Here is a 21,797-nt window from a genome sequence, read left to right as displayed (position 1 = left end):
CTACCGCCAGGGCCGCAGCGGGGTCTCCGGGTGGTAGACGCGGTAGCGGCCGACGTCGCGTACCGGGGTCGTCTCGACCCGGTCGCCGAGCAGCCCCCGCAGGTGCCGGTCCGCCGCCGAACCGGCCTCCACCACGTAGCCCGGCCGCTCGGCCCGACCCAGCTGCCGCCAGTACGGCAGGTACCGGTTCTGCCCGGGCATCAGGTTGTCGTCGAGCACCCCGCAGATCACCTCTTCGTCGGTGTTGAAGACCAGCCGGTTGCAGACCCAGTAGCCGGCGTACACCTCGCGGGGACCGTCGGCGCGCAGGGTGGCGGCGAGCTCGCGGGCCTGCCGCTCCTCGTCGCGGGACGCCGCCAGACCGGTCGCGGCGAAAAGCACCGTGACCACCAGGCCGGCCGCCGCCAGCCCGGCCAGCACCCCGGTCGTGACCGCCCCGGTCAACCGGCCGAGCGCGCCCACCGTGCCCCGCCAGCAGGCCTCCGCCGCCAGCCAGAGCGGCCAGAGCACCGCCGGCAGGGAGAGCTGGAGCACCGACAGGTACCGGGCGTAGCCCAGCGGGTCGGTGGCGGAGAGCGGGCTGCGCACGTACGCCAGCAGGGTGAGCACCGCGCCCGCGACCAGCGCGAGGTGCGTGACCCACCGGATCCGAGCCGCGAGCGGCGCACCGGCGGTGCGTCGGTACGCGATCAGCGCGAACGCCGCCGAGCCGACCAGCAGCAGCGGGTAGATCGCCCCGAACCACTGCTGCGACGGGGCGCAGCCGCCGATCGGGCAGAGCCCGCTGGCCAGCGGCACCCCCTCCAGCAGACCGCCCTCCAGGCGCTGCGACCACGGCGGCGACGGACCCTCCTTGGTGCTGATCTCCCGGAACACCGACAGCGAGTCCTGGCCGGGTGGCGCGACGGCGTTGTCCCAGATCATCGGGGCGACGCCGACCACGAAGCCGACCACCAGCAGCGCCCCGGCCCAACCGAGAAGGTCCCGGCGTACCGCGTAGACCAGCAGCAGCCCGACCACCGCCAGGTACGGAACGATCAGCCAGTCGGACCAGAGGGCCAGGCCGGCAAGGAGCCCGAAGAGCCCGACGGCCGGCCGGCGGCGTCGGATCGTGCCGCCGGCCAACCCCACCGCGATCAGCAGCATCAGCAGCACCGCCGCCTTCGCCTCGGGCCGGCCGCCGACCACCGTCAACTGGTCCCGGACGACCCGCTCCGGGCCGAGCGCGAGCAGGCCGATCACGAACGTGGCGAACCAGGGCGAGCAGATCCGGCGCATCAGGCGGTGGATCAGGTAGAGGAAGACCGCGTAGAGGACGAGCATCGGCACCCGCAGCACCGGCCAGTTCGGTCCGGAGAGCGCGATCAGCGGCGCGGCCAGGTACGACTCGAGCATCCCCATGTAGCGCTGGCCGTAGAGGAAGACCGGATGCTCCCGCCCCTGCGCGATGTGCAGGGCGGCCAGGCCGAAGGTGGCCTCGTCGCTGTTCGACACCGGCACCGTGAACAGCGTCAGGACCAGCCGATAGCCGAACCCGGCGAGCCCGAGCAGCAGCGCGACCAGCGCCGGGCGGTCGAGCCGCCGACGCCGCCGCCGGCGGTGCTGCTGCACAGGTTGCGCCACGACCACGCCCCCGTCGTCGTCCGACCGGAGTGTTTCACGTTCGCCGAGCCGGGCGAGGGCGATCGGGCAGACCGGGTCGGCTCCGCGACCTCGGACCCTGCCGGGCGGGCCGTCGAACGGAGATCGCCCGCGTGGCCGCCGCCGCGCGCGTGTGGCAGGGTGTCAGCGTGCCACCGACTCCTGCCGGCCAGTTGGCCGTTCCGCGTCTGCACCGGGCGGCGCGGATGGAGGACGCCGTCCACCAGTTCTTCGAGCGTCGCCTGCGGCGCACGGGCTGGCGGATCAACATCGTCGCGTACACCTGCTACGGCGCCCCCGGCTGGGTGCGGGTGATGTGCCGGGTGCTGATCGGCCGCCCGGACACCCGGCAGCGGTCCCGGCTGGAGAAGGTCCGTGGCTGGCGCAGCTTCACCACCCTCCCCGCGAAGCACGTGACGGTCACCATCGAGGCGGGCGGCGTGCGGCACGAGACGCAGACCGACCGCAGCGGGTTCATCGACACGGTGGTCGAGGCGGAACTGCCGCCGGGCTGGGGCAGCGTACGGCTGAGCATGCCCGACGCCGAGGCCGTCGAGGCACCCGTGCGCATCCTCGACCCGGCCGTGCGCTTCGGCATCCTCTCCGACATCGACGACACGGTCATGGTGACCACCCTGCCGCGGCCGCTGCTCGCCGCGTGGAACACGTTCGTGCTCGACGAGCATGCCCGGGCCGCCGTGCCCGGCATGGCGGTGCTCTACGAACGGCTCGTCACCGCGCACCCGGGCGCGCCCGTCTTCTACCTCTCCACCGGCGCGTGGAACGTCGCGCCGACGCTCACCCGGTTCCTCTCTCGGCACCTCTACCCGGCCGGCCCGCTGCTGCTCACCGACTGGGGGCCGACGGCCGACCGGTGGTTCCGCAGCGGCATGGAGCACAAGCGCAAGACCCTGGCCCGGCTGGCCCGCGAGTTCCCGGACGTGCGCTGGCTGCTCGTGGGCGACGACGGCCAGCACGACCAGGAGATCTACCGCGAGTTCGCGGCGGCCCACCCGGAGAACGTGGCCGGGGTGGCGATCCGCCGCCTCTCACCCACCCAGGCGGTGCTCGCCGGTGGCCTGCCCGCCCCGGCGGAGCGCCCGCACGCGGAGGGGCCGGTGGGGCAGCGGTGGTTCTCCGCCCCCGACGGCGCCGGGCTCTGGAAGCTGCTCTGCGAGGCGGAGCTGGTCTGACGTACGGCCGGTGTTGATCGACTCGGCTTCCTTGAAGTCGGGGTGTCCGCCCGCTCGCGACACCCCAACCTGCCCGAAGGTCGAGTCGATCAAGCGGCTGGTCGGGGCCAGCGGACGCCCAGCGGCGGTACCTCAGGCTCATCGCCGACCTCGGTGACGAGCAACGTCGAGCCGCAGCGAGAACCGGGCCCTGTCCTGCGACGCGATCGCGTCGCAGGACAGGGCCCGGTTGCTTCGGTGCCGCATCACGGAAGACCGTGGCGCGGCACCATCAGCGCGTCAGGAGATCTCCGTCCAACTCCCGAACGCCGCCCCGGCCGAGGGCTGGCCGACCGTGTAGACCCGGTTGTCGGTGGTACGGGCCAGCAGGGTGATGGCGCCGTTTCCACCGAGCACCGCGCTCGGGTCACTGGCGAACCCACTCGACGGCTGGCCGGCCCCCATGGCGCCCCAGGTGCCGAAGCCTCCGCCGACGGCGGACTGCCCGGTGCCCCAGATCTTCCCGTCGGCGCCGCGTCCGTAAAGGACGATCCGGTCGGTGGTGCTCAGCAGCGCCGCCGGACGACCGCTGAAGGACGGCTGCCCCGCGCCCGCGACGGACCAGTTACCGAAGGCCGCGCCGGCCGACGGCTGGCCCGCCCCGTAGAGCTTGCCGTCCGCACCCGTGCCGTAGACCACGAGCGTGCCGTTGGCGCCGAGCAACGCGGCCGGGTCGCCGACGAACCCGTCGGTCGGGCCAGCCAGACCGACCTTCTGCCAGGTGCCGAACGCGGCGCCCGGCGTAGGCTGTCCGACTCCGTGCATCTTCTTGTCGGTGCCGCGTGCGTAGATGACGATCGCACCGTTGGCGGCCTTCGTGACGAACGGCAGTCCGGCAACGCCGGCCCCACCCACGCCGATGCGCCGCCAGGTGCCGAACACGCCACCCACGGTGGCCTGGTTGGTGCCCCAGACCCAGCCGTCCGCGCCACGGGCGTAGATCGCGATCGTGTTGTTGGTGGTCAGCACCGCCCTGGGGTCGCTGGCGAAGCCCGCGGCGGGCTGCCCGGTTCCCACCGCACCCCAGTTCGTGAAGGCCGCGCCCACCGAGGGCTGCCCGACTCCGTACATCTGGTTGTCGATGCCTCGGGCGTAGACGACGATCGTGCCGTTGGCCCCCTTCAACGCCGTGGGGCTGCCGATGAAGCCGCCGCGGTTACCGATGCGCTTCCAGACGCCGAAGCTGCCGCCGACGGTGACCTGGCCGCTGCCCCAGATCCAGCCGTCACCGCCGCGCCGGTAGGCCAGCACGGTGCCGTTGGACCCCGTGACGCCGGCGACGTCGCCGCTGGCCGCGGTGTCCGCGTCGATCGTCCAGACCCGGTTCCAGGTCTGGACGTTCGAGAGCTCGCCCGCGAACCAGCCGCCCCAGGTACTCGCGCCGGTCTTGTGACCGCCCATCCGGAAGCCGCCCGCGGCGTTGAACGTGGCGGGATGGCTCACCCTTCCGGCGTTGACGCCGCTGACGTAGAGCGTCATCGTTCCGGTCGCCTTGGTGAAGCTGACCATCACGTGCGTCCAGACGCCGACCTGCGCGGTGCCGGGAGCGCTCGCCGCGGTGTCGAGGACGGGGCTCGCCACATCGGTACGGGCCATGGTGAACCGCCAGGACCTGTCGGCGGCGTTGGTCCAGAGCCGGAAGCCGGCGGTGTTGGTGCCGCTCTGGGAGAGCGCGGTGCCACCGAGGGCCGTCGGCCTGACCCAGGCGGCGACGGTGAAGTCGGCGGTGGTGTTCACCGCGGCGGAGCCGGTGGTCAGCGCGCCGTTGGTGCCGTCGAAGAGCACGTCGGGGTCGAACGTCCCACCGGTGCTCCACTGCACACCACCCGTGCCGGTCGCGTGCAAAGTGCCCGCCACGTCCGACGCGTTGGTCGCCGGGCCCGTCGTGCCGTCGTCGAGCAGCCAGTTGTGGTCGGAGGTGACCAGCGTCTGGGGCTGCTGGGCGGTGATCGTTCCGGTGCCGGCCGCCAGGTCGCCGACGTGCCAGGCGCGCGTCACGCCGCCGGCGCCGACGGTCCAGAGGTCGGCCGTGCCGTCACTGTTGATGTCGGCGGCCTGGAGCTTGAGGTCCGCACCCGGGTTCCAGCTGGTCGAGAGCTGGTAGGGGGTGTAGGTGAACTGGTCGTTGTCCTTGTTGTAGCCGAGGTCGGTCCAGAGGTGCAGGGCGCCGGTCGTGCGGTTCCAGAGGAACATGGCGGTGCCGGTGGACATCTGGGCGGTGGCGAGGGTCCACTCGTTCCACGCGTCGTCCCCGGTCGGGGTCGGCACGGGGACGTGTGTGGGGTTGAAGTAGAGGCCGGGCGCTCCGAGGGCCTCGTAGTACGTCAGGTGATAGCCGGTGGTGGGGTCGCCGCTGGTGCCGATGAGGTCGGGGCAGGGCAGCCCTGCGCGTCGGGTGTCCCCGGCATTCGCCAACTGGAGCGGAGCGTTGCCGTCCGTGTCCTTGAGCAGGTCCGCCATCAGGGGGGACTGGTTACCGTCGATCCTGGACTGGAGGACGCTGCCGTCGCCGTTGGCACGGAGTACGGCGCCGCCGCCGGCGTTGTTCCCGGTGGGGTAGTAGGCGAGCACGTCCTGCAGGCCGGTGCAGGTGAAGTGGCCGCTGAGGACCTGCGCGCCGTCGAAGGCGGTGGGGGAGTTGCTGAGGGCTCCGGTGCCCTGCGCGCCGATGTTCGTCCCGGCCGCGGCGGCGTGCTCGTTGCCGCCCGGGAGGAGCCACAGCCCCGGAGGAAGTCCGTAGCTGCCACCGACGGTCAGCAGGTCCGGGGCGTCGTCGCCGTTGAGGTCGCCGTCGGCCGCCATCGCTGCGGGCTGGGAGTTGAAGACGAGGCGTGCGCTGTCACCGATGTTCCCGCCGCTGGAGATGCTGGTGACGGTGAGCGTGTTGGTGAACCGGGTGGGTACGACGGTGATGGTGGCCACGCCGTCGGTGGCGGTCACCTCGACCGGCGGGCCGGCGTTGAGCTGGTAGGTGTAGCCGTCGGGTTTGGTGTCATTGCCGGGGTTCACGGCGGGGGTGACGTCGATGGTGAAGGGCTCGCCGACGGTGGTCGTGAGATCGGGCACCTCGGGCACCGAGGGCGCTCCTGGCCGGGTCGGATCGAATTCGAAGGTGCAGGTTGCCGACGAGCTGCTGGGCGTGCGGAAGTCGGTTGCCTGGACTGTCCACGAAAAACTGGTGACGGCTCCGCCCGCCGCAGTCCTGAGCTTGCCGACGTCGACGACGAGGACCGCCGTGCTGCCCGACGGGTAGGTGAGCAGGTTCGGGTTGGAGGAGGCGATGGCCGTCTTGCTGGCATCGCTGGTCTTCCAGAGCTTGAAGGTGACGCCGAGGGTGCCACCGTTTCGGTCGGAGACGGGCGCGTAGAGCGAGACCGGGCCGTCGCCGACCGTGGTGCCGCCCGCGCACGCGGTCCTCGGCGAGGTCGTCATGCCGGTCGGCGTGTTCGGCTTGTGGTTGTAACGGATGGTCAGCGTGGGGCTGGTCTCGAGGAACTTTTTCCAGCTCTGGGTGTCGCTGGCCTCGTTGGCCGCCACCATCCAGAGCGTGCGCGTCCCGTGCTGCGCGGTGACGTCCGCTTTGATCTGGTCGGTGATGTCGAAGGAGGCGGCGTTAGCTGCGCAGCCGCTGTAGCCGTACGCGAAGCTCGCCGAGGCGATCGCGCTGCCCTTGCTGACGCCTTCCCAGTAGTTCCAGGTGGCGTTCGACGCGGACAGGGTGGTGCTGGGGCCGTAGATGTAGACGGTCTTCTCGTCGCAGCTCCACGACCACGTGTTGGTGATTTTGAAGATGGCGTCGTAGATCTCGGCGCCGGCGAGGGTGCCGTAGGGCACCGGGAAGTTGATCAGCGTGTTGGAGCGCTGCTCGCCCGAGTTGCCGACCTGCATCCGGCCCTGCGGGTCCGGGGTGTTCTTCCAGTAGTTCGTCGACTGGTGCTGGTAGGAGATGCTCGCCCAGCCGGACATCTTCTGCCCGACCGGCGTCCAGCTGAACGTCGGATCGATGAAGACCGGAAACGCGGTCTTCGAGTCGGTGAGCAGGTCGCGGTCCGGGGTCAGGCGCAGCTTTCCGGGGCTGAGCTTGACGGCGATGGGCGCGGTCCGGGCCGCCCGGCCCGGGGCCACCGCGGTGGACGAGGCACCCCGCGCGGCCGGTGAGGGTGCCGCGCTGGAGTCCCACATGGTCGGGGCGGGGGCGGTCAGCACCGTCTGGTTCCGACGGTCCCGGCCGACGATGTTCCCGGCCGGGTCGGCCGCGAGCGTGACGCCCTCGCTGGTCGTGCTCAGGTCGAGGGTGGCGAGCTTCGGGTTGGCGGCGGCGGCGCGGTTCTTGACGACGAAGACGTGCGAGAAGGTGCCCTCGCTCGTGACCCGGACGGTGAGGTCGACGCCCGGGAGCACCTCGGCGTACGTCGCCGTCGGGCCCGAGAGCGTCGGAGCGGGCAGCGTCAGCGGCGCGGAGATGGAGAGCGTCCGGTCGCCGCTGACCAGCTTCGCCAGCGGCCCGCTGCCGCCGGGCGACAGGTGGACCTGGTTGGTGGTCACCTTCGCGCTGATGCCGCCGTCAGGGTTGCGGACGAGGGTCGGGTCCAGGTCCTTCCACTGGCCGTCGACGCGGGTACGCGTCGGTACGGCCGACTGGGTCAACTCCATCGTGCCGTCCGGCCGGGCGGTGACCACCGACGTCGACGTGCCCGCCGCCGTCGCCTCCACCGGCTTGCCCGTCCGTCGGGCCTCGGCCATGGCCTGATCCGCGGTGAGCGGCGCGTCTGTGGTCGTGGGCTTCTCGGGTGCGGCGGCCGCTGGGGTGCTGGGCAGTGCGGCGGCCGCCGCGGCCAGGAGGAGGGCCGCCGCGACGCCGGTCGCGGTGGCCCTCCTCCGTCTGGTGTGCAGCGGTGGGCTGTCTTCGTGCATGGGGTGGCATCTCCCGTGTCGGTCCGCGCTGGACGGTTGTTCCAGTGCGCTGAGCGGCCACAGTGAAGCAGCCGATTCGGCGGACCGGCACGACGTGTGTCACATCACGCCATCCCTTTCGCGCAGCCTGGCCCCCATTTGGTGCAGAGCGGCCCAACCGATCGTTAACTTCTCGTGATCTTCTGGCGCGATCAACGTGAAAGATTGTTTCGCGCCACGGGGGTGCGCGTCCTGTCACCCTGCGTGGTTCTCCTGGTATCTCGCAGAGGTGAGGTTCGGATGGTCGGGCAACACGGGGGCTTGCGCCTGTGGGGCCGTCCCACGCGGATGGTCGCGGTGGTGGCGGCGGCGTCGCTGGTGGCGGGTTTGCTGTCGGGTACGCCGGCGTCGGCGAAGCCCAAGGACGACGGGTTGGCGAAGCCGCCGGCGGTCTCGCCCGGGCCCTCGGTGAAGGGCGTGAAGCCCCTCCCGACGAAGTTCGTGACGCCGAAGGACGACGCGGCGACGACGTACAAGCCGACCCGTACGGCGTGGCCGAAGGCCGCGTCCGCCCAGCTCGAACTGACCTCCCCGGCCGTATCGTCGGCCGCCCGGTCGGCGGCGCCGCCGAAGGTCCGGGCGGCGGGCACTCCGGTCTGGGCCCAGCCGGTGGTCAAGGACGGCCGGTACGCGGGCCCGCGGCGGGTCGACGTCCGGGTCGCCGACCGGACCGCGGCCGAGGCGGCCGGGGTGGACGGCGTGCTGCTCTCGGTCACCCCGGACGTGGCCTCGGGCGCCGTTCGCGTCGGTGTGGACTACGCCCAGTTCGCGGAGGCGTTCGGCGGCAACTACGGCTCCCGGCTGCGGCTCGTGACGTTGCCGGCGTGCGCGCTGACCACCCCGACGCTCGACAGCTGCCGAACGGCGACGCCGTTGACGTCGTCCAACGACCTCGCGGCGCAGACGGTCTCCGCCGAGGTGCCGCTCGCCACCGACGCTGGGTCCCGCGTGGCCGGCGCAGCGACCGTGCTCGCAGCGGTCGCCTCGGCGGGGGAGGAGGGTGGCAAGGGGGGCACCTACGCCGCCACCGACCTGAAGCCGTCCGGATCCTGGACCGGCGGTGGGAGCACCGGCTCCTTCACCTACTCGTACCCGATCACCGTGCCGCCCGCGGCGTCCGGCCTGGTGCCGACGGTGGCGCTCTCCTACGACTCGGGCAGCGTGGACGGGCAGACCGTCTCCACCAACGCACAGGCGTCCTGGTTGGGTGACGGCTGGTCGACCCCGCGGTCGTACGTCGAGCAGACCTTCGCGTCCTGCCAGGACGACCCGGGTGGCAAGCCGTCACCGGTGAAGACCTACGACCGGTGCTACGACGGGCCGATCCTCACCCTGTCGCTGAACGGCTCCTCGACCGCGCTCGTCTGGGACGCGACGAAGAAGGTGTGGAAGCCGGAGTCGGACAACGGCGAGGTGATCACCCACGTCGAGAACTCGGGCAACGGCTCCGGTACCTACAACACGGACTACTGGCGGGTGACGCTGCGCGACGGCACCACCTATGAGTTCGGCCGCAACCGGCTGCCGGGCTGGGCGTCGACCAAGGCCGAGACGAAGTCGGTCGACCACACGCCGGTCTACTCGCCGCACTCCGGTGACCCCTGCTACGACTCGGCCGGCTTCTCCTCGTCGGTCTGCACGATGGCGTACCGGTGGAACCTGGACTACGTCACCGACACGCACGGCAACGCGATGGCGTACTACTACGAGCAGGACAAGAACTACTACGGGCGGAACAAGGGCGCCATCGACGTCTCCTACATCCGCGACAGCCACCTGGCCCGGATCGACTACGGGTTCACCGACGGCAACGCCTACGGCACCGTCCCGAACCGGATCGTGTTCAAGACCGGCGACCGCTGCCTCTCCGGCACCTGCCAGCCGCTGAACTCGTCGACGAAGGCGAACTGGCCGGACGTGCCCTTCGACCTGGTCTGCAACGAGGGCACCGACTGCGACAGCTGGAGCCCGTCGTTCTTCTCGACCGTCCGGCTGACGTCGATCGAGGCGCAGCAGTACAACACGGCCACCTCGCAGCACGAGAAGGTCGACTCGTACGCCTTCACCCAAACCATGCCCGCCACCGGGGACGGCACCTCTCCGACCCTGTGGCTGAGCTCGATCACGCGCACCGGGCACGACCTCAGCGCCGGCGGCTCCACCAGCGCGATCTCGCTGCCCTCGGTCTCCTTCGTCGGTGTGAAGCTGGCCAACCGGGTGGACGTGACTGGTGGCCTGCCGAACTTCTACCGGCAGCGCATCTCGGCGATCACCACCGAGAGCGGCTCGGTGATCTCTCCCAGCTACGAGCTGCCCAACCCGTGCACCGCACCGGTGACCGTTTCCCCAGCGTCGAACACCAAGTCCTGCTACCCGGTGTACTGGACTCCGGACGGCTTCACCGAGCAGACCCGTGACTGGTTCAACAAGTACGCCGTCACCCAGGTCGTCTCCACCGACCCGACGGGTGGGGCGCCCGCGGTGAAGACCAGCTACAAGTACCTCGACGGTGCGGCCTGGCACTTCGACGACAACGAGGTGGTCAAGGCCAAGTACCGGACCTACGGCCAGTTCCGCGGCTACGCCAAGGTGCAGACCTTCAACGGCGACGGCGTCAACGATCGGCGCACGCAGTCCGAGACCACCTACTACCGCGGCATGAGCAAGAACAACAACACCACCGTGGTCAACCTGACCGACTCCGCCGGTGGCACCCATGAGGACGTCAACGAGCTCGCCGGTAAGGAGCTGGAGAGCACCCAGTATCTCGGTGAGGGCGGCCGGGTCGACTCCTCCACCATCAACTCCTACTGGGTCTCCGGCGCCACCGCGACGCGGGCGCGCACCGGCCTTCCGGCGCTGACCGCGCAGTGGGTGGCACCGATCAAGACGTACAGCCGGCAGGCCGTCACCAGCGGCGGCTCGACCACCTGGCGGTACACGGGCAGTGACAGCAGCTACGACGCCGACACCACCAGCCCCACCTTCGGCGAGCTGAAGCACACCTACGCCTACACGGTCCCGACCAACGTCGCCTACGACCAGTGCACCAGCTACACCTACGCTCCGGTCAACGCCGGCAAGAACCTGGCCGGCCTGGTCAGCCAGACCGAGACGGTCTCCGTCGCCTGCGGCGGCTTCACCCAGGGCAGCCCAGCGTCGGAGCCGGGCGGCGTCAACACGCTGACCGCGCCGGCGACTGTCGACCGGCCCGCTCAGGTGGTGACGGCGGAGCGCGCCTTCTACGACGACACCAGCTTCGCCACCACCTTCCCCCAGCCGAAGGCGCCGACCAAGGGCGACGTCACCCTGACCCAGGTCGCGAAGGACTGGACCTCGAACGCCTACGCCTGGCAGACCGCCGGGCGGGCCGCCTACGACTCGTACGGCCGGGTCACCGAGGCGTACGACGCCAAGGGCAACAAGACCTCGACCGCCTACACCATGAACAGTGTCGGACTGGTCACCGGCACATCGACGACGAACGCGTTGAGCCAGACCGCGTCCAGCACGGTCAACCCGAGGCGCGGCAGCACGCTGACCGCCACGGACCCGAACTCCGTCGTGGCGCGCCAGCAGTACGACGCGCTCGGCCGCAACACGGCGGTGTGGCTGAACAACCGGGCGACGAGCAGCCTCGCGAACCAGAAGTTCACCTACACCGTGTCGAAGACCGGGGTCACCGCGGTCACCAGTCAGAAACTGAACAACTCGAACGCCTACATCACATCGGTGGCGTTGTACGACGCGCTGCTACGGACGCGGCAGACGCAGACGAAGGCGCCGAACGACGGTCGGATGATCACCGACACGTTCTACGACAGCCGAGGTTGGGTGCGGGCGTCGTACAACGGCTGGTGGGACGACGCCGCCGACCCGACGGTCACCGCCCCGGTCTCGGCGGCGGATCTGAAGAAGCAGGTGCCCAACCAGACCTTCACCACCTACGATGGCCTCGGTCGACCGGTGATCGTACAGGCGGCGAAGAACGGCGTCACCGTCTCCACGACCACGACCGTCTTCGCCGGTGACCGCACCACCGTCGTGCCACCGGACGGCGGCGTCGTCAAGGCCGCTCTCACCGATCCGCTGGGCCGGCAGTCGGAGCTGCACGAATACACCGCTCGTCCCACGGTGACCACTCCGGCCGACACCTTCACCGGCACTTTCAACGCGACCGGCGGCACGGCGACCGTGAGCAAGTACGGCTACGACAGCCACGGCAACCAGTCGACGCTCACCGACGCCAAGAACAACGTCTGGACCTCGACCTACAACCTGCTCGGCCAGGTGGTGGCGAAGTCCGACCCGGACGCCGGGAACAGCTCGATGGGCTACGACGCCAACGGCAACCTCGTCGAGACGACCGACAGCCGAGGCAAGACCCTCTCCTACGCCTACGACGCGCTCGACCGGAAGGTTGGCGAGTTCACCGGCACGGTAGCGAACCAGACGTCGGCGAACCAGCGGGCCGCGTGGGTGTACGACAACAGCAACGCCGTCGCGGGGGTTACCAGGGCGATCGGCAAGCTGACCACCACCATCGCCTACCGGGGTGGGCAGGCCTACACCAGCCAGCAGAAGGCGTTCGACGTCTTCGGCAACAGCCTCGGAACGACGGTCACCATCCCCGACTCCGAGGGTGCGCTGGCCGGCTCGTACACCTTCGGCCACACGTACACCTCTGTCCTGGGCCTGCTGTTGACGGACACGTACCCGGCCAAGGGTGGCCTCCCGTCGGAGACGGTGTTCCATGGCTACAGCGAGTTCGACATGCCGCAATCCCTAGTTGGGCTCAACAGCTACACCACCGATGTCAGCTACGACGCGTGGGGCCGAGTCGACCAGCAATCCCTGGGTATCTCGACGAGCGCCGCCTACGTCACCAACACCTACGATCCGCACACCGGCCGACTCACCAACCAACTCGTCACCCGGAACAAGACGACCCCGTCGACGGTCGACGAGCAGGAGTACAAGTACGACCTGGCTGGCAACATCACCCATAAGATCAGCAAGCGGAATGGTGCCAGCACCCCCGCCGAAACCCAGTGCTACGGCTACGACGGCCTCGCCCGACTCACCGAGGCCTGGACCGCCACCGACGACTGCGCGGTCACGCCCACTGGCAGCAGCAAGAGCATGGTCGGCAACAGCATCGGTGGCGGCAGCGCCTACTGGACGAGCTGGAGCATCGACGTCATCGGCAACCGCACCAAGCAGGTCGACCACGGCCTCGGCACCGCCGGTGACACCACCACCACCTACGCCTATGACGGCAACGGTCAGAACAAGCCGCACACCCTGACCTCCACCACGACCACCGGGGCGGCGACCGGCACCGGCAGCTACACCTACGACGCCGCCGGCAACACCACCGGACGCAATGCCGCCCAGGGCAACCAGACCCTCACCTGGGACGACGCCGGCAAGCTCACCAAGGTCACCGGCGGCACCAGCGGCGACAACACCTTCATCTACGACGCCGACGGCAACCTGATGGTCCAGAGGGAGCCCGGGAAGAACACGCTCTACCTGCCGGGGCAGCAGCACACCCTCAACACCGCCACCGGTGTCGTCAGCGGCAACCGCTACTACGACCTGCCTGGCGGCGGCACCTGCGTCCGCTCGGGTAGCGGCACGGCTTACACCTTCGTCGTCACCGACCACCAGGGCACGCCGTCGCTCTACCTCGACAACACGGCCCAGAACCCGACGTGGCGGCAGTACACCCCGTACGGCGGAGCCCGCGGGGCGGTCGTCACCGCACCCGACAACCGCGGCTTCCTCAACAAGCCGATGAGCCCCACCGGGCTGACGAGTGTTGGCGCCCGCGCCTACGACCCTGCTATTGGCAGATTCGTTACCGTCGACTCGATCTTGAACGCCGCAGGACCACAGCAGTGGAACGGCTACAGTTATGCAAACAATTCTCCCATAACCCTCAGTGATCCGAGTGGGCTGAGCCCCGAAGACGCCCAGTGGGAGGGGGGCAAGCCGTCGCAGCAGTCCGAAATAAACACCGAGCTGCGGTACGGTGGCTCTGGCTGCGGAGCGAAGTGCGAAACGGAACAAAAGAAAGACAACACGCTGCGTGCCTGCAAAGGCATCCGGATGAGCAATTGCCACGCCTTCACCGATGGGGAGCGGAAGGCGATCCAGCGTGCCGACGACATGTTCAAGAAGTGGGGCGACCAGCCAAAGACCTGTCTCTTCCCGGGAGCGGACCGCGTATGCCGTTCTTACAGCAACACGGATGCCGAAGCGAATTCGGGCGCGATTGGGCCCCACGAACGTGCATGGTGCCGAATGGTAGGTGCCGTTAAATGCTTAATCGCCCAGCAGGCCTTCGATAAATCCGAGAATGAGCTTGCAGTGCGACCAGTGGGTGTCAGTGCAGAGGACCCAACGTGGAATGCTCTGCATCACGGTCTCTGGATGGCCATCATGGTGGCCAATGGCGTTTCGGAAGACGAGGCCCGGATGTTCGGTGTAGCTCATGAGATTGATCACTGGGAAGGCAAGCGGGGCGTGATTGAAATGCGTCGCGACCTTCGAAACAATAATGTTGGAATTGCAATCGGGCGTAAGGCGGCGAGTGCTGCAGCAAAGCAGAATACCGTGGACGTCCACGGTGGAGCGGGTACCTATACGGTAGGCGTAACGATCGCAAACAGGGGGCTCAATATCTTTGCGACGGACGCGGCGATCAGCGGTGTCCAAAAGGCTCTTTCTGAAAGCTGTGCAGGAACCTGCTTCTTCTAGGTGAGAGTAAGGAGACGGGAGTGCGGCAGCCATGGTGAGCGATAACGTGACGCATCCCGCACGTCGCTGTGCGAGCATCCTGGCTGCCGCTACCTTACTGCTGGCATCATGCGCCCCTGAGGAGCCTGCTCCCTCACGCCGCCTGGGTGGCACCGATGCCGCGCATATCGTTGACGTTGCCTGGAACAACGGAAACCGCCTGTTCGCCCTCTATACGCGTGGTTCTGACGATGACCCCAGCCTTGCTGAATTCACCAGTGATGGCGAACTGAGGCCATTCGAATTGGTTCCCGCTGAATTCTGCGCCAACTCGCATTTCTTTGACCTGTCTACCCTTCCAGACGGAACCCTCGCGGCGGTCGTAACGTGTGGCGAGACGGACGAGAGGTTTGCGGCGAAAATCGATGGCCAGAAGCTTATCGGGATTGCGTCTCTGGGCGCGCCTAACCGCCTAGTTAAGTGGAACCCCGACATGCGGACAGGCTGGTTGGAGTTGGTAACCGGCCAGTGCAGGGGGATGGGTCTGTTCCAGAACGGTAAGGCTACACCCTTTCCTTCTTATCAAACCACGGACGATCTTGACTTAGATCTGCGGGCGGGCTTCTTGAATGATGGGAGCTGCGCCACGCCAGGACGCGCAGGTTTCGCGGATGTTGGCACCGATGGCAAGCTATATTTCTTGGCGTCCGTCAATGCGGTGGGCTCGTTCGAGGACCCAGATGTGCCATGGCAGCCGCTCGTATTCGATCCCCGTTCCGGTCAATTGCGGAAGTTTGGGCCAGAGTTCAGAACCCCATATGAGTTGGCGGTAGTACCCAACAGTGACTCGGTGGTGGTGACCGGTGTGAAGGACGGCCGCAGGGGCGCTTGGCTGGTGTCTGCCGGAAGCAGGGACGTTGAACTCCTCGCCTCCGGCCCTTTCTATGCGGTAGGTGCCGCTCTCGATGGGCGTCGGATAGCGATTGTCCATTCCAATGGGAATAAGGACGAAGTCTTAGAGGTGGAAGTGAAGTAGGAGGCGGATCGTGCGTAAAAGACGGGCGGGCGAGTATGGCGATGCGGCCGGATACCTTGATTCAGCCCGAACGGCGAAGCGACCCACATGCGGGAGTTCGGTTCCGTGCGGGCGGCACCGGAGAAGCTCTTCGGAAAAGGTCAGAGCCTGTCGCGGTGCCGGCCTATGAAGGCCTCTGTGCGAGCTGAATTACGCCAGGTTTCCGTCTGCTGGTGCCGCTCGGGGTGGGGTGGCGAGGCTTCTGGGTTACGTCTTCTGCAACATGACAGACGCGACGTCGGCCACGACAGTCAGGGACCAGTCAAGCTGACGACAGGTGCTGCGGTCCTGGCATTGCAGGCACCCACCTACTCGCCACGGCTGGTCGAGCGCCCGAGTCCAGTGGGCCTCTAATGTCCTCATAGCGGCGAACACTTCAGCTGCCCTGCTCACCGGCTCGTCGATCGGCACGGTTGGGACCCTTCCCGGGATGACGATTGGGGCCCACCTGGGAGGCAGAGTCCACGCGTCGTGCTCCCCAGGTGGGTGTGTCGCTGGAACCCAGGAGTTTGCCGAAACCAGGGAACCAGCTATGCACCAACCTATTCCAACTTGTAGGAGCAGGTCAAGCACTATCTGCCACAACTAGAAACTTGCTGGAACAGGTTCTCCGTGATCAGATTGGCCTGCCGAAGCCAGGGAACCGACGGAGATCGACTAATGCCGACCGAGAAGGTTGACTACCGGCGCATCGCCAACGAGATCGCGGAGAAGATCAAGTCTGGGCAGCTGGCGCCTGGCGTCAAGTTGCCGTCCACCCGCGAGCTGGCCGAGCAGTACGCCGTGCACATCTCCACGATCAACCGAGTCATGACGATCCTGAAGGACCGAGAGTTGGTCGTGGGACATCCTGGTAAGGGTGTCTACGTGGCGGAGTGACGCGGCCTCCGCGGCGTAACGTCTACCGAGAACTGTCACCAGGGCAGAGCCAGAGCACACCCAGCGGCGGCACCTGGAGTGCCACCGAGGCCGGTAGGCCGTGCCACGGCACGTCCTCGGCGTGCACCTCGCCCAGGTTCCCCACCCCGGAGCCGCCGTACGGCTGGGCGTCGGTGTTGAGCACCTCCCGCCAGCTGCCGGCGGCGGGCAGGCCGATCCGGTAGTCGGGCAGCGGCTGCGCGGAGAAGTTGGCCACGCAGACCAGCGTCTGCCCGTCCGGGGCGATCCGGATGAACGAGACGGTGTTGTTGGCGACGTCGTCGCCGGCGATCCAGCGGAACCCGGCCGGGTCGGTGTCCTGTGCCCAGAGCGCCGGGGTCTCCCGGTAGCGGCGGTTCAGGTCGGCGACGAGGCGCTGCACGCCGGCCCGTGCCGGGTCGTGCAGCAGGTACCAGTCGAGGCCGCGCTCCTCGCTCCACTCCCGGTCGTCGCCCAGCTCGCAGCCCATGAAGAGCAGCTGCTTGCCCGGGTGCGCCCACATGTACGCCAGCAGGGCACGCACGTTCGCCAGCTTCTGCCAGGTGTCGCCGGGCATCTTGCCGACCAGCGAGCCCTTGCCGTGCACCACCTCGTCGTGGCTGATCGGCAGCACGTAGTTCTCGCTCCAGGCGTACGCCAGGGAGAAGGTCAGCTGGTGGTGATGGTGCTGGCGGTAGATCGGGTCCTTCGAGGTGTAGAGCAGGGTGTCGTGCATCCAGCCCATGTTCCACTTGAACCCGAAGCCCAGGCCGCCGTCGGAGGTGGGTCGGGTCACCCCCGGCCAGGCCGTCGACTCCTCGGCGACCATCAGCGCACCCGGGTGGTGCTTGTAGACGGTCGCGTTGACCTCCTGGAGGAAGGCGATCGCCTCCAGGTGCTCCCGGCCGCCGTACTGGTTCGGGGCCCACTGCCCCTCCGGGCGGGAGTAGTCCAGGTAGAGCATCGAGGCGACCGCGTCGACCCGCAGCCCGTCGACGTGGAACTCGTCGAGCCAGTAGAGCGCGTTGGCGACCAGGAAGTTGCGCACCTCGCGGCGGCCGAAGTCGAAGACGTACGTGCCCCAGTCGGGGTGCTCGCCGCGGCGCGGGTCGGGGTGCTCGTAGAGCGGGGTGCCGTCGAAACGGGCCAGCGCCCACTCGTCGCGGGGGAAGTGCGCCGGCACCCAGTCGAGGATCACGCCGATCCCGGCGGCGTGCAGCCGGTCCACGAGGTGGCGGAACTCGTCTGGGTCGCCGAAGCGGGACGTCGGGGCGTAGTAGCCGGTGACCTGGTAGCCCCAGGAGCCGCCGAACGGGTGTTCCATCACCGGCAGGAACTCCACGTGGGTGAAGCCCAGCCCGGTGACGTACTCGGTCAGCTCGTCGGCCAGCTCCCGGTAGCCGAGGCCGGGCCGCCACGAACCGAGGTGCACCTCGTAGACGCTCATCGGCTCCTGGTGCGGCTGCGCCTTCGCGCGCCGGTCGAGCCAGGCCGCGTCGCCCCACTCGTACGTCGAGCGGTGCACCACAGACGCGGTGGCCGGCGGCACCTCCGCGTACGCGGCGAGCGGGTCCGCCTTGTCCCGCCAGTGCCCGTCGGCGCCCAGCACCCGGTACTTGTAGCGGGCCCCGACCCGCACCCCCGGCACGAAGATCTCCCACACGCCGCTGGAGCCGAGCGAGCGCATCGGCCAGCCGTCGTCCGGCGCCCAGCCGGTGAACTCGCCGACCACCCGCACGCCGCGCGCGTTCGGCGCCCACACGGCGAAGGCGACGCCCTCGTCGAAGACCCGCGCGCCGAGCGCCTCCCAGAGCCGCTCGTGCCGCCCCTCGCCGATCAGGTGCAGATCCAGCTCGCCGAGGGTCGGCGGATAGCGGTACGGGTCGTCGTGCGGCACCCCGTCGACCTCGACGCGGTAGTCGAGCGTGCTGCCCGGCACGACGGCCTCGAAGACCCCCGCGTCGTGGACCCGCTTCATCGGGTGGCGCTCGCCGTCGACCAGCACGGCGACGTCGGTCGCCCCCCGGCGCAGGGTACGGATCGTGGTGCTGCCGGCGGCCGGGTGCGCGCCGAGCAGCGAGTGCGGGTCGTGGAGGTGGCCGGCGATCAGCTGGTCCATCGGAGCTCGTCCTTCTGGGCAGGGGTGGTCGGGGCGGTGCCGCCGGAGAGGTCCTCGGGAACGGACTCGGTGGTGAGCTGCGCCGGGGCGGTGGAGATGTCGGCCGGCGTCTCGGGCGAGGCCGGGCGTCGCACGGTGAGCACGTGCGCGGGTTGCAGGTACGGGTCGAGCCGCACTGCGTTGCGCTGCCCCCAGTCGTAGCCGGCCTCGGTCAGCTCGTCGTGCACGGTGAACCGTTCGTGCCAGTCGAGACCGAGCGCCGGCATGTCGAGCGTGGTGTTGCCCCACTGCACCCCGGTGGAGTCGAACGAGCAGACCACGATCACCGTGTCGCCGGTGTCGGCGTCCCGTTTGGACCAGCAGAGCAGCGCCGGATTGTCGATGTCGTGGAAGCGCAGGTTGCGCAGCCGGCGCAGGGCCGGGTGCTCCCGCCGGACGCGGTTGAGGGTGGCGACGAACGGGGCCAGCGAGCGGCCCTGCTCCTGCGCGCCGGCCCAGTCGCGGGGGCGCAGCTCGTACTTCTCGTTGTTCAGGTACTCCTCGGCGCCGGGGCGGGCCTCGTGCTCGAAGAGTTCGAAGCCCGCGTACATGCCCCAGGAGGGGGAGAGCAGCGCGGCCAGCACCGCCCGGATCTTGAACATCGGCGGGCCGCCGTGCTGCAACGACTCGTGCAGGATGTCCGGGGTGTTCGGCCAGAAGTTCGGCCGCATGTAGTCGGCCGCCGCGACCAGCTCCTCGCAGTACTCCCGCATCTCGGCGGCCGTCGTGCGCCAGGTGAAGTAGGTGTACGACTGCGTGAAGCCGATCCTCCCGAGACCGTGCATGATCGCCGGTCGGGTGAACGCCTCGGCGAGGAAGAGCACGTCCGGCTCGACCTTCTTGACCTCGACGATCAGCCAGTGCCAGAAGTCGAACGGCTTCGTGTGCGGATTGTCCACCCGGAAGATCCGGATGCCCTCGCCGACCCAGTGCAGCACCACCCGCAGGATCTCCGCCCGGATCCCCTCCGGGTCGTTGTCGAAGTTCAGCGGGTAGATGTCCTGGTACTTCTTCGGCGGGTTCTCCGCGTACGCGATCGTGCCGTCGGCCCGCGTGGTGAACCACTCCGGATGCTCGGTGACCCACGGGTGGTCCGGCGCGCACTGCAACGCCAGGTCCATCGCCACCTCCAGGCCCTGCTCGGCGGCGGCCGCCACGAACTGCCGGAAGTCCTCCGCCGTACCCAGGTCGGGGTGGATCGCGTCGTGGCCGCCCTCCGCGGCGCCGATGGCCCACGGCGAGCCGACGTCCTCCGGCCCGGCGGTGAGCGAGTTGTTGGGGCCCTTGCGGTTGACCCGCCCGATCGGGTGGATCGGCGGCAGGTAGAGCACGTCGAAGCCCATCCCGGCCACCCCGGGCAGCCGCCCGAGCGCCGTGGCGAAGGTGCCGGAGCGGGCCGGCGCGTCGACGGTGGCCGCCACGGCGCCCTCCGAGCGGGGGAAGAACTCGTACCAGGAGGAGAAGAGCGCCCGCTCCCGATCCACCCAGAGCCGGTGCTCGTCGCCGACGGTGACCAGCTCCCGCACCGGGTGGGCCCAGAGCAGGTCGGCCAGCTCCAGCGCCGGCGCGACCCGCTGCGACAGCTCCCGGTCGGCCTCGCGCAGCGCGGCGGCGGCCCGGGTCACCCGCTGCCGCTGTGCCGCCGGCACCCCCGACACGGCGGCGTCCAGCAGCTGCGCGCCCTCGGCCAGGTCGTTGGCGAGCTCCGCCGGCCCCTGCCCGGCGGCGAGCTTCTTCGTCACCGCGTTCTGCCAGGTGAGGTACGGGTCGGCGAACGCCTCGACGTGGAACGTCCAGTCGCCGACCGCGTCGGGCCGGATGGTGGCGTGCCACCGGTCCTGCCCCGGCTCGCAGGGGCGCATCCGGGTGAACGGCCGGGTCGCGCCGTCCGGGCCGCGCCACACCACGTTGCAGCCGAGCGCGTCGTGCCCCTCGCGGTAGGCCCGGGCCGTCACCGGCACCAGCTCGTCGACGACGGCCTTCGCCGGGTAGCGACCGCACGAGACGACGGGGGAGACGTCTTCGATCGGGAACCGTCCAGTCACCCCGCCAACCTACTGTGCGAGTTCCGCTCGTGCGCGGCAAGCACGTCGGTCCGGCCACCACCGAGCATGGATCTTCCCGGCCCGAGTTCAGTAGCCTCGCCATCATGATCGAACGGGTGAGGCTCGCGGTTGTGGGCGTCGGTAACAACACGTCGGCGTTGGTGCAGGGGATCGCTCTCCACCGCCAGACCGGCAGCCTGGTGGGTGTTCGCAGGCCGGTGATCGACGGGCTCGGCGTGGATGACATCGACTTCGTCGCGGCCTTCGCCACCTCCGAGGAGAAGATCGGCAGGGACCTGACCGAGGCGATCTTCATGCCGCCGAACAATTTCCCTTCGCTCGACTGCGACCTCCCCAAGGCGGGCGTCCCCGTCACCAAGGGTCTTGTCGACGCGACCGAGATCGATCGGGTGGCGGCGCAGCTGGCCGGGGCAGAGGTGCTGCTCTACTCGGCGCCGAGTGGCCGGCCGGAGACGGCCCGGGCGTACGCCGAAGCCGCGTACCGAGCGGGGGTCGCCTTCATCAACACCACCGCCGACCCGATCGCCCGCGACACAGAGTGGCTGAACAGGTTCGCGGCGGCCGGTCTGCCGCTGCTCGGCGACGACCTGGCCAGCCAGTTCGGCACGTCGGTGGTGCACAACACCTTGCTACGCCTGCTGGCGGAGCGGGGCCTCACGCTGGTCAGCTCGTATCAGGTCAACCTCGGGGGCACCGAGGACTTTCGTAACCTGGTCGAGAACCCCGGTTCCAAGAAGCAGTCCAAGCTCAACGCGTTGTCGGCGTCCGGCAAGGTCGAGATGGCCCCGCTGGGGTACCTGCCGCACCTGAAATCGCAGAAGGTGGCGCACCTCAACCTCGAGGCGCAGGGTTGGGGCGGAACAGCGGTCAGCCTCGACGTGAAACTCACGGTGCATGATCCGAGCGGCGCCGCCGGAGTCAACATCGACCTCGTCCGGATCGCGGCCAGCGCGCTCCGAAACGGGCACGGCGGCAATCCCGCCGAGGCGACGCTGCTGCTCAAGTCCCCGCCCGGAACGGCGAGCTGAGCG

9 protein-coding genes are annotated in these 21,797 nt (G+C 69.1%); 5 read left to right on the top strand and 4 right to left on the bottom strand.

The window, feature by feature from the left end:
* Positions 1–1,623: a hypothetical protein gene (locus D7044_RS04400; protein ID WP_120688222.1), complete on the bottom strand. Its 1,623-nt coding sequence runs from the start codon at positions 1,621–1,623 to the stop codon at positions 1–3.
* Between the two features lie 224 nt (positions 1,624–1,847).
* Here D7044_RS04400 and D7044_RS04395 point away from each other — a divergent pair, with 224 nt between their 5' ends.
* Entirely contained in the window at positions 1,848–2,834 is a 987-nt protein-coding gene (locus tag D7044_RS04395; protein ID WP_233563510.1) for an App1 family protein, read from the top strand.
* 279 nt (positions 2,835–3,113) lie between these two features.
* On the opposite strand, the gene D7044_RS04390 is transcribed toward D7044_RS04395, so the two are convergent.
* Positions 3,114–7,787, bottom strand: coding sequence for a LamG-like jellyroll fold domain-containing protein (locus D7044_RS04390; RefSeq protein ID WP_120688044.1), 4,674 nt, complete (start codon positions 7,785–7,787; stop codon positions 3,114–3,116).
* A gap of 279 nt (positions 7,788–8,066) precedes the next feature.
* Here D7044_RS04390 and D7044_RS04385 point away from each other — a divergent pair, with 279 nt between their 5' ends.
* The 3 genes from D7044_RS04385 to D7044_RS04380 all read left to right on the top strand — a co-directional run bounded on the left by D7044_RS04385 (position 8,067) and on the right by D7044_RS04380 (position 16,524).
* The gene (locus D7044_RS04385) at positions 8,067–14,591 is read left to right on the top strand and encodes an RHS repeat domain-containing protein (protein ID WP_120688043.1); all 6,525 of its coding nucleotides are present in this window, start codon (positions 8,067–8,069) and stop codon (positions 14,589–14,591) included.
* A 34-nt stretch (positions 14,592–14,625) separates the two neighbouring features.
* Entirely contained in the window at positions 14,626–15,606 is a 981-nt protein-coding gene (locus tag D7044_RS32090) for a hypothetical protein (RefSeq protein ID WP_147434576.1), read from the top strand.
* 699 nt (positions 15,607–16,305) lie between these two features.
* Positions 16,306–16,524, top strand: coding sequence for a GntR family transcriptional regulator (locus D7044_RS04380; RefSeq protein ID WP_120688042.1), 219 nt, complete (start codon positions 16,306–16,308; stop codon positions 16,522–16,524).
* A gap of 22 nt (positions 16,525–16,546) precedes the next feature.
* Here D7044_RS04380 and glgB read toward each other — a convergent pair whose 3' ends face one another.
* Positions 16,547–18,661 (bottom strand): 1,4-alpha-glucan branching protein GlgB, encoded by a 2,115-nt coding sequence (gene glgB / locus D7044_RS04375; protein ID WP_120688041.1) that lies wholly within the window; start codon positions 18,659–18,661, stop codon positions 16,547–16,549.
* Positions 18,649–20,745 carry an alpha-1,4-glucan--maltose-1-phosphate maltosyltransferase gene (locus D7044_RS04370; RefSeq protein ID WP_120688040.1) on the bottom strand — a complete coding sequence of 699 codons (2,097 nt, stop codon included), beginning with the start codon at positions 20,743–20,745 and terminating at the stop codon, positions 18,649–18,651. Before D7044_RS04370 ends, glgB begins: the two co-directional genes overlap by 13 nt.
* A 104-nt stretch (positions 20,746–20,849) precedes the next feature.
* Here D7044_RS04370 and D7044_RS04365 point away from each other — a divergent pair, with 104 nt between their 5' ends.
* Positions 20,850–21,794 carry an inositol-3-phosphate synthase gene (locus D7044_RS04365; protein ID WP_120688039.1) on the top strand — a complete coding sequence of 315 codons (945 nt, stop codon included), beginning with the start codon at positions 20,850–20,852 and terminating at the stop codon, positions 21,792–21,794.
* Positions 21,795–21,797 lie beyond the last annotated feature (3 nt).

Source organism: Micromonospora musae (assembly GCF_003626635.1).
GTDB classification, from domain to species: Bacteria; Actinomycetota; Actinomycetes; order Mycobacteriales; family Micromonosporaceae; genus Micromonospora; species Micromonospora musae.
This window is presented reverse-complemented; position numbering and strand designations above follow the sequence as displayed.

What these genes read in the sequence shown, in the direction of transcription:
- D7044_RS04395 (WP_233563510.1), top strand. Translation starts at nt 1,848, where the DNA reads ATGGAGGACGCCGTCCACCAGTTCTTCGAGCGTCGCCTGCGGCGCACG.
- D7044_RS04390 (WP_120688044.1), bottom strand. Translation starts at nt 7,787, where the DNA reads ATGCACGAAGACAGCCCACCGCTGCACACCAGACGGAGGAGGGCCACC.
- D7044_RS04385 (WP_120688043.1), top strand. Translation starts at nt 8,067, where the DNA reads ATGGTCGGGCAACACGGGGGCTTGCGCCTGTGGGGCCGTCCCACGCGG.
- D7044_RS04380 (WP_120688042.1), top strand. Translation starts at nt 16,306, where the DNA reads ATGCCGACCGAGAAGGTTGACTACCGGCGCATCGCCAACGAGATCGCG.
- glgB (WP_120688041.1), bottom strand. Translation starts at nt 18,661, where the DNA reads ATGGACCAGCTGATCGCCGGCCACCTCCACGACCCGCACTCGCTGCTC.
- D7044_RS04365 (WP_120688039.1), top strand. Translation starts at nt 20,850, where the DNA reads ATGATCGAACGGGTGAGGCTCGCGGTTGTGGGCGTCGGTAACAACACG.